A 14,164-nucleotide genomic window follows, 5' to 3' on the forward strand; every position below is an offset into this window, starting at 1 on the left:
TCGTAAGGGAGCGGATCACGTAGGCGCGAAGAAGCTGGAGCAGATCGTGACGAGGCCGAAGATTGCTGTGCGGCGTGTGCTGGGGACCTGTGCCGTGCTGGTGGTCGGTGCGCTGACCCTCACCGGTTGTGGCGGGGACGCCCAGGCCGACAACAAGAGTGACGGGAAGGGGACTTCGGCCGCGGACGCGGCGGCGCGGATCACGATCTCGGCGAAGGACGGTTCGACGGGCGCGTCGATCAACGCCACCGGCGTGAAGGTCAGCGGCGGCGAGCTGACGAAGGTGGAGATGACCGCCGCCGAGGGTGGCGCGGCCGTGGCGGGCGAGATAGCCGCGGACGGGCGGTCCTGGAAGCCGAAGGAGCAGTTGGAGCGGGGCACCAAGTACCGGATCTCCGCGACCGCGAAGAACGCCGAGGGCAAGACGTCGGCCGCCAACTCCATCTTCACGACCGTGTCCACGGCCAACAGCTTCATCGGGACGTACACGCCGGACAACGGCACCACGGTCGGCGTGGGGATGCCGGTGTCGTTCACCTTCGACAAGGCGATCACGGACCGGAAGGCCGTGCAGTCGCACATCACGGTGACGTCGAGCAGCGGGCAGGAGGTGGTGGGGCACTGGTTCGGGGAGCAGCGGCTCGACTTCCGGCCCGAGGAGTACTGGAAGGCCGGTTCCAAGGTCACGATGAAGATCGACCTGGACGGGGTGGAGGGCGCGAACGGCCTCTACGGCGTGCAGGACAAGACGGTCACCTTCACGGTCGGGCGCTCGCAGGTGTCCACGGTCGACGTGAACACGCAGACGATGACGGTCGTGCGGGACGGGAAGACGCTCAAGTCCGTGCCGATCTCGGCGGGCGCCGCCGCGAACCCGACGTACAACGGGCAGATGGTGATCTCGGAGAAGTTCCGGCAGACGCGGATGAACGGGTCGACGGTCGGCTTCGGCGGTGAGTACGACATCGCGGACGTGCCGAACGCGATGCGGCTGACGACGTCGGGCACCTTCGTCCACGGCAACTACTGGTACAACAGGGGCAACCCGCCGTTCGGGCGCGAGGGCACCAGCCACGGCTGTGTCGGTCTCGCGGACGCCCAGGGCGCGAACAGCGACACGAACGGCAAGTGGTTCTTCGACAACTCGCTGATCGGTGACGTGGTGATCGTCAAGAACTCCCCCGACAAGACCGTCGCGCCGGACAACGGCCTCAACGGCTGGAACATGCCGTGGAGCGAGTGGACGGCGGGGGACGCCATCTGACCATGTAGTTCAGGGAGTTCGTCGGGCCGCGCGGGAACCAATCGCGCGGCTCCGGCGTTTTAGGGACGTACGTTTTCTCGGTTCCCGGACATGATGTCCGACCGAGGGGCTACGGTATGCACCCACAAGGTGACATGCAGCAACGCCGGGAGAAACCTTGAGCGTTCCGTACGAGACGGCAGCGTACGAGCCACCCGAGTCGCCCGAGTCTCCGGAGGAGCACCTCGCGCGACTCCTCGGCCGCGCCCTGAACTCCTTCGAGCTGCCCGACGAGACCATACGGCAGCTCGACTGCGCCCTCGCGCACGACAGCTCGCTGCACTCCGCGCACTACAGTTCGGGGCTGCACCGGGCGACGTACCGGCACACCTGGCTGCTCGCCGACGGCTCCGCCGTCACCCTGTGGGAGCTGGTGCACAACACGGTCCTCGGCAGTGACACCCAGCACGAGGTCTACACGGACGACGAGGAGCTGCGGGCCGCCACCGCGCGGCTGCCGCTGCCGCCGGACGCCCCCGATTTCGACCTGCCCGTCATGGTGGAGCTGGCGGCGTTCCCGGAGCCGCGCCACGAGTACGTGCCGGACGACTCGGCGGACCACGCCCGTCGGCTGTTGCGGCGGGCGGAGAACCCGGACCCGCCCGGGGACGAGCTGGCCACACTGCTGCTGCGGACGGCGTTCGCGCACGAGATCACGCAGGCCTTCGGCCGCCCGCACCGCCCCGCGCGGCGTGGCCGGCCGGGCTTGAGCTTCTCGCTCTACGAGCACGCGTTCCTGCTCACGGACGGGCAGGAGATCTCCCTGTGGGAGGTCGAGCACACGGCCACGCCGGACGGCCGTCACATGTGCGAGGTGTACGCGTCGGAGGACGCGGCCCGGGACGCGATGGAGCGGCGGGCGGGGACGCTCGGCTAACCGCCCGGTCGACTTCCCGGCAGCGGGCCCTGGCCGGGCCTGCGACGGCGGAGGCTCAGGCCAGGCGGTCGTCGCTGAACTGGCGGGCCAGGAAGGCGAAGGCGTCCTGTTCCGCCGGGGTCAGCTCCACATGTTCCACGTGGGGGCCCTTGCGGCGCTGGTGGGGCAGGCCCCGCAGCCGTCGTCCGCGCCCGCGGGCCAGGTCGGCGAAGCGGCCCCGGTGGACCTCGCGGTCGCGGCGCAGGACGCGGACGAGGACGGCGACCCAGATGACCGCCGCGAGGACGAGGGCGGCCACGCCCAACGGCTGGAGGATCGACACGTGCTCAGGCATGCCGTCCAGTAGACACCACCGGATGGGACTTTGAGCCCGGACCGTGATGTATCTCGCAGGTACGGCTTACACGTCACACGGGCTGTAAAGGATCCCAATCGCACCCAAAGGGGCGCACGGGGTGGAAAGGCTGACGGCCGCGGCCCCCTCGGGTGCGAGGGGGCCGCGGCCGTCGTACGGTCCCGGGTTCAGGCCGCGACCGGCTCCTTCGCCGCCGTCTCGGCGGCCGCGGGGGCCGACTCGGGCGCCGTGTCCGCCGGGGCCTTGCGCAGGCCCTTGAGGACGATGACCAGGCCGGCCGTGATCGCCGTACCGATGGCGATGGCCAGCAGGTAGAGCAGCGGCTTGCCGATCAGCGGGGTGACCCAGATGCCGCCGTGCGGGGCGCGCAGGGTCGAGCCGAAGGCCATGGCCAGCGCTCCGGTGACCGCGCCGCCCGCCATGGAGGCCGGGATCACCCGCAGCGGGTCGGCGGCGGCGAACGGGATCGCGCCCTCGGAGATGAACGAGGCGCCGAGCACCCAGGCCGCCTTGCCGTTCTCGCGCTCGGCGGTGGTGAACAGCTTCTTGCGGATCGTGGTGGCGAGGGCCATGCCCAGCGGCGGGACCATACCGGCCGCCATGACCGCCGCCATGATCTTCATCGCGGAGTCACTGGGGTCCTGCACGGCGATACCGGCGGTGGCGAAGGCGTACGCCACCTTGTTGACGGGGCCGCCGAGGTCGAAGCACATCATCAGGCCGAGGAGGACACCGAGCAGGATCGCGTTGGAGCCGGAGAGGCTGCCGAGCCAGTCCGTCATGCCCTTCTGGGCCTCGGCGATGGGCTTGCCGATCACGACCAGCATCAGGAAGCCGACGACGAACGACGAGATCAGCGGGATCACGACCACCGGCATGATGCCGCGCAGCACCGGCGGGATCTTGATCCGCTGGATGGCGAGGACGACACCACCGGCGATCAGACCGGCGGCCAGACCGCCGAGGAAACCGGCGTTGATGTTGGCGGCGATCATGCCGCCGACGAAGCCGGGGACGAGACCGGGCCGGTCCGCCATGCCGTACGCGATGTAACCGGCGAGGACGGGGATCAGGAAGCCGAAGGCGACGCCGCCGATCTGGAACATCAGCGCTGCCCAGCTGTCGACCTGGAGCCAGTCGAAGTGCTCGGTGACCGGCTTGGCCTGGTTGATCTCCCAGCCGCCGATCGCGAAGCCCAGGGCGATGAGAAGACCGCCGGCGGCGACGAAGGGGACCATGTAACTCACGCCGGACATCAGCCACTTGCGCAGCTTGGTGCCGTAGCCGTCGCCGGAGTCGCCCGCGCGGTCGACCGGGGTGCCGCCGGGGCGGGCCGCCGTGACCTCGCCGCGCTCGGCCTTCTCCCGGACCTCGGTGATCAGTGCGGCGGGGCGGTTGATGCCCGCCTTCACACCGACGTCGACGGTGGGCTTCCCGGCGAACCGGTCCTTCTCCCGTACGGGCACGTCGTGGGCGAAGATCACGCCGTCCGCGGCGGCGATGACGGCCGGGTCGAGGCGGCTGAAGCCGGCCGAGCCCTGCGTCTCGACGACGATCTCGACGTCACCGGCGTCCCGGCCCGCGTTCTCCAGCGACTCGGCGGCCATGTAGGTGTGCGCGATGCCGGTGGGGCAGGAGGTGACGGCGACGATACGGAACGGGCGGCGGGCCTCGGCGGGGGCCGCGGCTTCCGGCGCGGCCGGGGTCTCGGCGGGGGCCGGGGTCGCCGGGGCCGGGGTGGTGTTGCCCGCGGCGGCGTCGGGGGAGGCCGTTCCGCCCGACGCCGCCGCGGAGTCTTCGGTGCCCTCGGCCGGGGCGTCGCCCCGGATGAGGGCGGCGGCGCGGGCCGCGTCGTCCACGGCGCGCAGGGCGTCCGTGAACTCGGTGTTCATCAGCTGACGGGCGAGCGAGGAAAGGATCGTGAGGTGGGCGTCGTCCGCGCCCGCCGGGGCGGCGATCAGGAAGATCAGATCGGCGGGGCCGTCGGGCGCGCCGAAGTCGACGCCGGCCGCGCTGCGGCCGAAGGCGAGGGTCGGCTCGGTGACGTGCTCACTGCGGCAGTGCGGGATGCCGATGCCGCCGTCGAGGCCGGTCGGCATCTGGGCCTCACGGGCGGCCACGTCGGCGAGGAAGCCGTCCAGGTCGGTGACCCGGCCCTTCGCCACCATGCGCTCGGCGAGGGCACGCGCCGCCGCTTCCTTCGTATCGGCGGACAGGTCGAGATCGACCAGGTCCGCGGTGATCATCTCGCTCATCGCGGGCTCCTTCGCACGCGTATCGCCCGGGGGGTGTGGTGGGCGGGGGTGGGGACGGAAGTGTGGGGGGCGCGGGCCATGGGGGCCGGCCAAGGGAGGGGGGTGGAGAGGAGGGTGGGGAGGAGGGGTGGGGCAGCGGCGGCTAAGGGAAAACGAAGGTTCGTTCGCGCTGCGCTCGGACCGGCGGAGTCATCTGGCTCGACCCGGCGGGCAAAACGAATGTTCGTTCGCGGAGGTCGGCCACCAGCTCCGCCAACTCCGCCAAAACGAACGTTCGCTCGCGATCGCCCCCTCATGACACCGGCTCCCGCAACACCCGGTCCACCGGTACCTCCGGCGTGACGGTCACCGCCGCCGGGTTCAGGTGGGACGGGGTCGGCATGACGCTGCCGGGGAGTTGGACGGCGGCGGCGCCGTGGGCGACGGCGGAGGCGAGGGCTTCGGGGCCGTGGCCGCCGGCGATGAGGAAGCCGGCGAGGGAGGAGTCGCCGGCGCCGACGTTGCTGCGGACGGCGTCGACGCGGGCGGTGCCGAACCAGGCGCCCGAGGCGTCGACGAGGAGTTGGCCGTCGGCGCCGAGGCTGGCCAGGACGGCGGCGGCGCCCATCTCGCGCAGTTCCTCCGCGGCCTTGACGGCGTCGCCGACCGTGGCGAGGGGGCGGCCCACGGCTTCGGCGAGTTCCTCGGCGTTGGGCTTGACGACGTCGGGGCGTTCGCGGAGGGCGGCGAGCAGGGCCGGGCCGGAGGTGTCCAGGGCGATACGGGCGCCGGCGGCGTGGGCGCGGGCGACGAGTTCGGCGTACCAGGACGGGGCGAGGCCGCGCGGGAGGCTGCCGCAGCAGGCGATCCAGGAGGCGTCGGCGGACTGGGCGCGGACGGTCTCCAGGAGGAGTTCCTGTTCTGCGGGGGACAGCTCGGGGCCGGGCGCGTTGATCTTCGTGAGGACGCCGTCGGACTCGGCGAGGGCGATGTTGGAGCGAGTGGCCCCGGCCACCGCGACCCGGGCGACCTCGATGCCCTGGGCGTCGAGCAGGTCGGCGACCAGCGCGCCCGGGGCTCCGCCGAGCGGCAGGACGGCGACGGTGCGCTGCCCGGCGGCGGCGACCGCGCGGGAGACGTTGACGCCCTTGCCGCCGGGGTCCATGCGTTCGCCGGTGGCCCGGATGACCTCGCCACGGTCGAGGGAGGGGACCTCGTAGGTGCGGTCGAGGGAGGGGTTCGGGGTGACGGTGAGGATCATGAGCGGTGGTCTTTCCGGCCGTTGGTGCCGGCGCTGATGCCGGCGCCGAGGCCGCCGCCGGTGCCGCCGTTGGCGCCGCCGGGGACGCGCAGCACCTGGGTGCCCTTGCGTTCGATGGTGAGGGCGTCCTCGGGGCTCAGTCCGCTGTCGGTGATCAGCAGGTCCACGTCGCTCAGGTCGCCGAAGCGGGCGAAGTGCTCCTGGCCGTGTTTGGAGGAGTCGGCGAGCAGCACCACCCGGCGGGCGGCGGCGATCGCGGCCCGCTTCACGGCGGCCTCGGCGAGGTCGGGGGTGGTCAGACCGTGGTCGGCGGAGAAGCCGTTGGCGGCGACGAAGAGGACGTCGGCGCGGATCTCGCCGTACGCCCGCAGCGCCCAGGCGTCGACGGCGGCGCGGGTGCGGTGGCGGACCCGGCCGCCGACCAGGTGGAGCTGGATGCCGGGGTGGTCGGCGAGGCGGGCCGCGATCGGCAGGCTGTGGGTGACCGCCGTGAGGGCGGCCTCCAGCGGGATGGCGGCGGCGAGGCGGGCGATGGTCGTACCGGCGTCGAGGACGACGGTGCCGTCGTTCGGGAGTTCGGCGAGGGCCGCCTGGGCGATGCGGTCCTTCTCGTCGGCGGCGGTGCCCTCGCGTTCGGCGAGGTCGGGCTCGAAGTCGAGGCGTCCGGCGGGGATCGCGCCGCCGTGCACCCGCTGGACGAGGCCGGCGCGGTCGAGGGCCTTCAGGTCACGGCGGATCGTCTCCGCCGTGACCTGGAACTCCTCCGCCAGCGACACCACGTCCACCCGGCCGCCGTCACGGGCGAGCCGGAGGATCTCCTGCTGCCGCTCCGGTGCGTACATGTCCGTTCGCCTCCGACCGATGCCTGATGCTCGATGCCCGATGCCCGATTCTGTGGTTTCGCTCGGAGGCTACGCCCGGATTTCCAGAAAGTAAACAGGTTCGGGCAACATTCGGGCCTACTCGGACATGATCGGGCTTACGTCGAGTTGCTCGCTCTCCCCGGCGGGCCGGGCCGGCAGGGCGAACATCAGCAGGAAGATCGCGATCAGGACCGCGGCCACCCAGCCGAGCGCGTACTCGAAGGAGTCGACGAAGGCGGGGCCGATGTCGGCCGGGGCGAGGTGGTCGTCCATGACGCCGAAGAAGACGACGGCGACCAGGCCGAGGCCGAGCGCGTTGCCCATCTGCTGGACCGTGCTGATCAGCCCGGACGCGGAACCGGCGTGCTCACGCGGCACCCCCGAGAGGATCGCGTCGGTCAGCGGGGCCACGATGAGCCCCATGCCCGCGCCCATCACGACCAGCGGCAACGCCATCTGCCAGGGGGTGATGGCGAGGCCGTACCGTTCCGATTCCGCGAGGTAGAGGAGCACCCCGGCCGCCATCAGCAGGGCGCCCGCCTGGAGGACCTTGCGGCCGAAGCGCGGGACCAGTTTCTGGACCGAGATCCCGGCCGCGACCGAGACGGCGAGGGAGAACGGGATGCCGGTCAGGCCGGCCTTCAGCACACTCCAGCCGAGGCCGGTCTGGAGGTAGAGGGTCCAGACGAGGAAGAAGACGCCGAGGGCGACACCGAAGACGGTCTGCACGGCGATGCCCGCCGCGAAGCTCTTCACCCGGAACAGCGACAGTTCGATCAGCGGAGACCCGTCCCGCGCCGACTTGCGCCGCTCGTACGCCACCAGCGCCGCGAACACGGCGAGCGAGCCGGCCATCGAGACGTAGCCCCACAGCGGCCAGCCCGTCTCGTGGCCCCGGGTCAGCGGATACAGCAGCATCAGCAGGCCGGCGGTGACCAGGGCGACGCCGACGAGGTCCAGCTTCAGGGCGTGCGGGGCCTTCGACTCGGCGATGAAACGGCGGCCCAGGATCAGGCCCGCGATGCCGACCGGGAGGTTGATCAGGAAGATCGCCCGCCATTGGAGGTCGAGCGGGTTCCACTCGATGAGCAGGGCGCCGAGCAGCGGGCCGGAGACCGCGCCGAGGCCGACGATCGCGCCGAACAGCCCGAAGACCTTGCCGCGTTCGTGCGCCGGGAAGGTCGCGTGCACGATCGACAGCACCTGAGGCACCATCAGCGCGGCGGTCGCGCCTTGTGCGATACGCGCCGCGACCAGCATCTCCGGGTTCGCGGCGAGGCCGCACAGCGCGGAGGCGAGCGTGAAGCCGCCGATGCCGATCAGGAAGATCCGCCGACGCCCGTGGATGTCGCCGAGACGGCCGCCGGTGACGAGGCCGGCGGCGAAGGCGAGGGCGTAGCCGGCGGTGATCCACTGGATCTGGCTGAAGCTGGCGTGTTCGCTTCGCTGGATGGAGGGGATGGCGATGTTGACGATGGTGACGTCGACGAGGTCCATGAAGGCGGCGGTCATGACGATGGCGAGCGCGATCCAGCGGCGGCGGTCGGCTCCGTGGTGGGCTCCGCGGTGGGCTCCGCCGGGGGATGCGTCGAGCGCCGTCGGGGTTTCTGTCGGGGGTTCCGTGCGGGTGGTTCGTGGCTGGTCGCGCAGTTCCCCGCGCCCCTCAAGGGCGCTTGTTGTCGAGGTCATGCCTTGAAAGTAGAGGCCCAGTAGGTCGGATGGTGTCCTACTTTCGCGGGATGCTCATCGCATGACTACTGACACTCCGGCGCGGCTTCTTCAGCTTCTCTCCCTCCTTCAGACGCCCCGTGAGTGGCCCGGTGGGGAACTCGCGGGGCGGCTCGGGGTTTCGCGGCGGACCGTGCGGCGGGACATCGACCGGCTGCGCGAGCTGGGGTATCCGGTGCAGGCGACGATGGGGGCCGAGGGCGGGTACCGGCTGGTGGCGGGGAAGGCTATGCCGCCCCTGGTGCTGGACGACGAGGAGGCCGTGGCGATCGCGGTGGGGCTGCGGGCCGGGGCCGGGCACGCGGTGGAGGGCGTGGACGAGGCGTCCGTACGGGCGCTCGCCAAGCTGGAACAGGTACTGCCGTCGCGGCTGCGCCACCGGGTCTCCACGCTGCAGGCCGCCACCACTCCCCTGACCAGCGGCGACGGGGCGACCGTCACACCCGAGACGCTGACCGTGATGGCGTCGGCGGTGGCGGGGCGGGAGCGGCTGCGCTTCGCCTACCGGGCCGGCGACGGCACGGACTCACGGCGCCACTGCGAGCCGTACCGGCTGGTGTCGACCGGCCGCCGCTGGTACCTCGTCGCGTACGACCTCGAACGCGACGACTGGCGCACCTTCCGGGTCGACCGGGTCGGGGAACCCTTCGCCACGGGTGCCCGCTTCGCACCGCGGGAGCTGCCGACGGGGAGCGCGGAGGAGTATCTGCGGCAGTCGATGTACCGGCGGCAGGAGACGTACGCGTTCGACGTCAGCTTCGCCGCGCCCGCCGAGTTCATCGCGGCGCGGCTCCCCCGCTGGTTCGGTACGCCCGAGCCGGTCGACGAGCACAGCTGCCGGCTGCGGGCCTCCGTCGGTGACTCCGTGGAGTGGCTGGCCGTACGGCTGGCCGTGGTCGACTGCGACTTCACGGTGCACGAGCCGCCGGAACTGGTCGGGTACGTACGGGAGTTGGGCGCGCGGCTGGCTCGGGCGGCGGGGGCCGAGGAGGGGTGAAGGGAGTGAGAACCGGGCGTTGACGTGCGGGTTTGCTGGTCGGCGGGGCTCCGGTGGGGTGGGCCGCTGTGACAGAATCTGCCGTTCGGGTCGCCCCGGGGTTCAGGTCCGGGGCGACCCGTCTTACGTCCCGTCATTCATCCTGTCGTGCGTCCCGTCATTCATGCTGTCGTGCATCCTGTCGTGCGCATGGAGCCGGGCTCCGGCGCCAGGGGGGGGGAGGCGCCGAAGCCCGGCTCTGGGAGAGTCCCGGCGCTGGGGGGAGAGCGTCGGGACTCGGCTTCGGATGGCCGCGGTCACGGTCGTGGCCGTACTCGCGGCCGTACTCGCGGTCATGGTCGTAGTCGTGGTCGTGGCGGTCGAACTCGGGTCCCGGGCCTGGCGGCTCCGGGCCCGTGAGTCGTGGGCCCGGATGTCTTGTGCCCCGGGAACGGGGAGTTGAAGCGGCGTAGTACGGCCAAGTAGCGGCAGAGTACGGCCAGGCCCCGTGGCGGCCCCGGGGGTTGGGCCATACGGGGCCTTGGTCCGTACCGGGTGGATCAGGCGACCGCGTCGAAGCCCGTGTCGCGGGCGAGCTTCTTCAGTTCGAGCAGGGCGTGCTTCTCGATCTGGCGGATCCGCTCGCGGGTCAGCCCGTGCTCCTTGCCGACCTCGGTGAGGGTGCGCTCGCGGCCGTCCTCGATGCCGTACCGCATCTTGATGATGGACGCGGTGCGCTGGTCGAGGCGTCCGATCAGGCCGTCCAGCTCCTCGCTGCGCAGCAGCGTGAGGACGGACTGCTCGGGCGAGACCGCGGAGGTGTCCTCCAGGAGGTCGCCGAACTGGGTGTCGCCGTCGTCGTCCACCGACATGTTCAGCGAGACCGGGTCGCGGGCCCAGTCGAGGACGTCGACGACACGGTCCGGGTTGGAGCCCAGCTCGGTGGCGATCTCCTGGGGCTCGGGGTCGCGGCCGTGCTCGCGGTTGAACTCGCGCTGCACGCGGCGGATCCGGCCCAGCTCCTCGACGAGGTGAACGGGCAGCCGGATGGTGCGCGACTGGTCCGCTATCGAACGGGTGATGGCCTGGCGGATCCACCAGGTGGCGTACGTCGAGAACTTGAAGCCCTTGCGGTAGTCGAACTTCTCGACCGCGCGGACCAGGCCGGCGTTGCCCTCCTGGATGAGGTCCAGCAGGGGCAGGCCGCTGCGGGGGTAGCGCCGGGCCACGGCCACGACGAGCCGCAGGTTCGACCGTATGAAGATGTCCTTGGCCCGCTCGCTGTCGGCGACGAGGGCTTCGAGCTCCTCACGGGTGGCGTCCGCCTTGGGCTCCTCCTCGCCGTCGAGGATCTGCTGCGCGAACACACCCGCCTCGATGATCTGGGACAGCTCGACTTCCTTGGCGGCGTCGAGCAGCGGTGTACGCGCGATCTCGTCGAGGTACATGCCGACCAGGTCGCGGTCGGCGATCTCGCCGCCAGAGGCGCGAACGCTGCGAGCCGCGTCGGTCCGGCCGGAGGCGGACGAACGACGAGCGGCGACGGCACGGGTTGCCATGCGTGCTCCCTTGCGATGGTGGGCTGGCAGGGTGGTATCTGGCTGTCTGGTCGTACGTGTTCCTACGGGGTGGTGAGGTGGCCGCCCGGACACTCTTCCGAGTGCCCTGCTTCCGAAGGAAACAACGACTGGAATCAGGACAGAATTCCCAACCCGTCCCACTATTTTTCTGATCTTGCAGTACCCTGTGCCGCCACAAGGGGAGGCGAGATGTCCGCGAAGGCCGCAGAGGTGCAGGTCAGACCAGGAGTCGAGACCGACCTCGCCGCCCTCACCGACCTCTACAACCACTACGTCCGTGAGACGCCGATCACCTTCGATACCGCTGTCCTCACTCCGGAAGAGCGCCGCCCTTGGCTGCTCTCCCACCCTGAAGACGGCCCGCATCGTCTGATGGTTGCCACCTCCAACGACTCACAGCGGATTCTTGGGTACGCCACGAGCAGCGCGTTTCGCGGGAAACCGGCGTACGACACCTCGGTGGAGGTGTCGGTGTACCTGGCCCCGGACGCGGGCGGCCGGGGCGTGGGCACGCTGCTGTACAAGGCACTGTTCGAGGCGCTCGCCGACGAGGACGTGCATCGCGCCTACGCCGGGATCGCCCAGCCGAACGAGGCGTCGACGCGGTTGCACGAGCGGTTCGGGTTCCGGTACGTCGGTACGTACCGGGAGGTCGGGCGGAAGTTCGGGCGGTACTGGGACGTGGCCTGGTACGAGAAGGGGTTGTGAGGGGTGCTGTGAGGGGTCCTGCGGGGCCGGGCCGGGGTCACCGCTCGGCGGACAGGGGCTCCCTCATGGCCTTGGCAGTGGCCCGGGGGTCGTAGTCCTCGGGTACCCCTTCGACCAGGATGATGTTGCCCTGGATGTGGCGTGACCGCAGCGGGGCGATCTCCTGGTACGCGGGCGAGTCCCACCAGCTCCGCGCCTCGGCGATGCCGGGGAAGCCGATCACCACGACGGCTCCGGGCCAGCTCCCCTCCTTCACCTCGTGCGCGGTGCCATGGACGAGGAAGCGGCCGCCGTACGGCTCGAAGGTGGCGGGGATCCGCTCGATGTACTCGGCGATCTCCGGGTGCGGGGCGGCGTCCTTGAGGTGGGCGATGGCGTAGGCGGGCATGAGGCGTCCTTTCGGGCGGTCCGGCCGGCGGGCGAGCCGGGGTGTTCCTACGCCGACGAGCCTGGCAGCCGTACGGACCCGGGTCGATGACCTCGCGGGTAATCGACCCGGGCCCGGGACCGCGCCCGTACCCGTACGGGGACCGGCACGGGGACCGGTCCCCCTGGGGTCAGCCGACCCGGGGGCACCGACGCGGGGTCAGCCGAACTGCACCGAGCGCTTCGCCAGGCCCATCCAGAAGCCGTCGATCACCGACTTCTGGGCGTCCAGTTCACCGGCGGCCTCGGCCGCGCCCATCGTGACGAAGAGCGGGGCGAAGTGCTCGGTGCGGGGGTGGGCCAGTTGCCCGGCCGGGGACTTGTGGAGGAAGTCGAGGAGGCCGTCCCAGTCGCGGGATTCGAGTGCGCGGTGGCCCCAGTCGTCGAACTCGGCGGACCAGGTGGGGGTGCCGGGCTGGCGGAGGGCGGCGAGGTTGTGGGTGAAGAAGCCGGAGCCGATGATCAGCACGCCCTCGTCGCGGAGGGGCGCGAGCTTGCGGCCGATGTCCATCAGCTTCACGGGGTCCAGGGTCGGCATGGAGATCTGCAGGACCGGGATGTCGGCGTCCGGGAACATCTCGACGAGGGGGACGTAGGCGCCGTGGTCGAGGCCCCGGTCCGGGATGTCCTGGACGGGAATGCCGGGGGCCTGGAGGAGCTTGCGGACCGAGGCGGCCAGCTCGGGGGCGCCCGGGGCCCCGTACTGGACCTTGTAGTAGTGCTCGGGGAAGCCCCAGAAGTCGTAAACCAGGGGTACGGGGTCGACCGCACCGAGGGCGAGGGGAGCCTCCTCCCAGTGGGCGGAGACCATGAGGACCGCCTTGGGGCGGGGCAGGGTCGCGGACCAGGCGGCGAGTTCGCCGGGCCAGATCGGGTCGTCGGCGAGCGGCGGGGCCCCGTGGCTCAGATACAGGGCGGGCATGCGCTCGGCGGTGGCGGCGGTGGCGGCGGACATAGGGGTGACTCCCTCTATACACACGCGACGCACACGACACATACGCCCCATACGCCTCACGCGCTTCGGCGGGCCCGGTGGTCGCTTCTGTCTCCTTGAGACTCCCGCTGACTCCCCAGTAGTTGAAGTCTCAATATTTGTTGTTTCACCTTACATCTCTATAGTTCAAATTTCAAGAAGGACCCTCGTACAGTGGGGGCATGAAGACCCCATCCGCTGAGGAAGAACCCCGCTGGCTCACCGACGAGGAGCAGCGCATCTGGCTCGCCTACGTACACGCCACAGCACTGTTCGAGGACCATCTCGACCGTCAGTTGCAGCGCGACGCGGGTATGCCGCACCTCTACTACCACCTGCTGGTGGTGCTGTCCTCGGCACCGCAGCGGCGGCTGCGGATGACCGAGCTGGCGATGCGGACGAAGATCACGCGGTCGCGGCTGTCGCACGCGGTGGCCCGGCTGGAGAAGAACGGGTGGGTACGGCGCGAGGACTGCCCCTCGGACAAGCGGGGGCAGTTCACGGTGCTCACGGACGGCGGTCACGAGATGCTCTCGAAGAGTGCGCCGGGGCATGTGGCGGCGGTGCGGCAGGCGTTGTTCGACCGGTTGTCGGTGGAGCAGCAGCGGGCCCTCGGCGAGATCATGGGGATCTTGGCGGAGGGGTTGCAGCCGTCGGAGGCGGGGGCGGATTTGCCCTGGCTGCGGTAGGGCTCCGCCGGGTGAGCCGTGGGGCGCCGTGGCGCTGACGGCCGTCCACGACTGCGGGTCCGCTCGGGCTGGTCGCGCAGTTCCCCGCGCCCCTGAAGGGCGGCGGGGGGAAAAGGGGGGGGAAAAGGGAAACACAAGGGGGGGGGGGGGACCTTTGACACGCCCCCGGAGTCGGACAAACCGGTGGGTCG

General features: G+C 71.0%; 13 protein-coding genes. 5 read left to right on the plus strand and 8 right to left on the minus strand.

The window, feature by feature from the left end:
* The first annotated feature begins 46 nt into the window (after nucleotides 1–46).
* Nucleotides 47–1,264, plus strand: a complete 1,218-nt coding sequence (locus ACZ7MG_RS19475; RefSeq protein WP_471393712.1) for a L,D-transpeptidase — start codon at nucleotides 47–49, stop codon at nucleotides 1,262–1,264.
* Between the two features lie 157 nt (nucleotides 1,265–1,421).
* Nucleotides 1,422–2,180, plus strand: coding sequence for a DUF6227 family protein (locus ACZ7MG_RS19480; protein ID WP_471393711.1), 759 nt, complete (start codon nucleotides 1,422–1,424; stop codon nucleotides 2,178–2,180).
* A gap of 55 nt (nucleotides 2,181–2,235) precedes the next feature.
* Here ACZ7MG_RS19480 and ACZ7MG_RS19485 read toward each other — a convergent pair whose 3' ends face one another.
* The 5 genes from ACZ7MG_RS19485 to ACZ7MG_RS19505 form a co-directional block, all read right to left on the minus strand.
* Nucleotides 2,236–2,514, minus strand: coding sequence for a hypothetical protein (locus tag ACZ7MG_RS19485; protein ID WP_471393709.1), 279 nt, complete (start codon nucleotides 2,512–2,514; stop codon nucleotides 2,236–2,238).
* A 188-nt stretch (nucleotides 2,515–2,702) separates the two neighbouring features.
* Nucleotides 2,703–4,790, minus strand: a complete 2,088-nt coding sequence (locus ACZ7MG_RS19490; RefSeq protein WP_471393707.1) for a PTS fructose transporter subunit IIABC — start codon at nucleotides 4,788–4,790, stop codon at nucleotides 2,703–2,705.
* Nucleotides 4,791–5,082: 292 nt separating this feature from the next.
* Nucleotides 5,083–6,030, minus strand: coding sequence for a 1-phosphofructokinase (gene pfkB / locus ACZ7MG_RS19495; RefSeq protein WP_471393704.1), 948 nt, complete (start codon nucleotides 6,028–6,030; stop codon nucleotides 5,083–5,085).
* Nucleotides 6,027–6,872, minus strand: coding sequence for a DeoR/GlpR family DNA-binding transcription regulator (locus ACZ7MG_RS19500; RefSeq protein WP_471393702.1), 846 nt, complete (start codon nucleotides 6,870–6,872; stop codon nucleotides 6,027–6,029). Before ACZ7MG_RS19500 ends, pfkB begins: the two co-directional genes overlap by 4 nt.
* A gap of 117 nt (nucleotides 6,873–6,989) precedes the next feature.
* Complete coding sequence (locus ACZ7MG_RS19505; protein WP_471393700.1) at nucleotides 6,990–8,582, minus strand: MFS transporter; 1,593 nt, start codon at nucleotides 8,580–8,582, stop codon at nucleotides 6,990–6,992.
* 61 nt (nucleotides 8,583–8,643) lie between these two features.
* Between ACZ7MG_RS19505 and ACZ7MG_RS19510 the strand changes: the two genes are divergently transcribed.
* On the plus strand, nucleotides 8,644–9,618 hold the full coding sequence (locus ACZ7MG_RS19510; protein WP_471393698.1) for a helix-turn-helix transcriptional regulator: 975 nt from the start codon (nucleotides 8,644–8,646) through the stop codon (nucleotides 9,616–9,618).
* 539 nt (nucleotides 9,619–10,157) lie between these two features.
* Here ACZ7MG_RS19510 and ACZ7MG_RS19515 read toward each other — a convergent pair.
* On the minus strand, nucleotides 10,158–11,156 hold the full coding sequence (locus ACZ7MG_RS19515; RefSeq protein ID WP_471393695.1) for a sigma-70 family RNA polymerase sigma factor: 999 nt from the start codon (nucleotides 11,154–11,156) through the stop codon (nucleotides 10,158–10,160).
* Between the two features lie 210 nt (nucleotides 11,157–11,366).
* Between ACZ7MG_RS19515 and ACZ7MG_RS19520 the strand changes: the two genes are divergently transcribed.
* On the plus strand, nucleotides 11,367–11,885 hold the full coding sequence (locus ACZ7MG_RS19520) for a GNAT family N-acetyltransferase (protein WP_471393692.1): 519 nt from the start codon (nucleotides 11,367–11,369) through the stop codon (nucleotides 11,883–11,885).
* Between the two features lie 37 nt (nucleotides 11,886–11,922).
* On the opposite strand, the gene ACZ7MG_RS19525 is transcribed toward ACZ7MG_RS19520, so the two are convergent.
* Nucleotides 11,923–12,273 (minus strand): DUF1330 domain-containing protein, encoded by a 351-nt coding sequence (locus ACZ7MG_RS19525; RefSeq protein ID WP_471393690.1) that lies wholly within the window; start codon nucleotides 12,271–12,273, stop codon nucleotides 11,923–11,925.
* A 198-nt stretch (nucleotides 12,274–12,471) separates the two neighbouring features.
* Complete coding sequence (locus ACZ7MG_RS19530; protein WP_471393688.1) at nucleotides 12,472–13,266, minus strand: dioxygenase family protein; 795 nt, start codon at nucleotides 13,264–13,266, stop codon at nucleotides 12,472–12,474.
* 200 nt (nucleotides 13,267–13,466) lie between these two features.
* On the opposite strand from ACZ7MG_RS19530, the gene ACZ7MG_RS19535 reads away from it, so the two are divergent.
* Nucleotides 13,467–13,973, plus strand: a complete 507-nt coding sequence (locus tag ACZ7MG_RS19535) for a MarR family winged helix-turn-helix transcriptional regulator (RefSeq protein ID WP_471393686.1) — start codon at nucleotides 13,467–13,469, stop codon at nucleotides 13,971–13,973.
* Nucleotides 13,974–14,164 lie beyond the last annotated feature (191 nt).

The organism is Streptomyces sp. NPDC107538 (assembly GCF_055657445.1).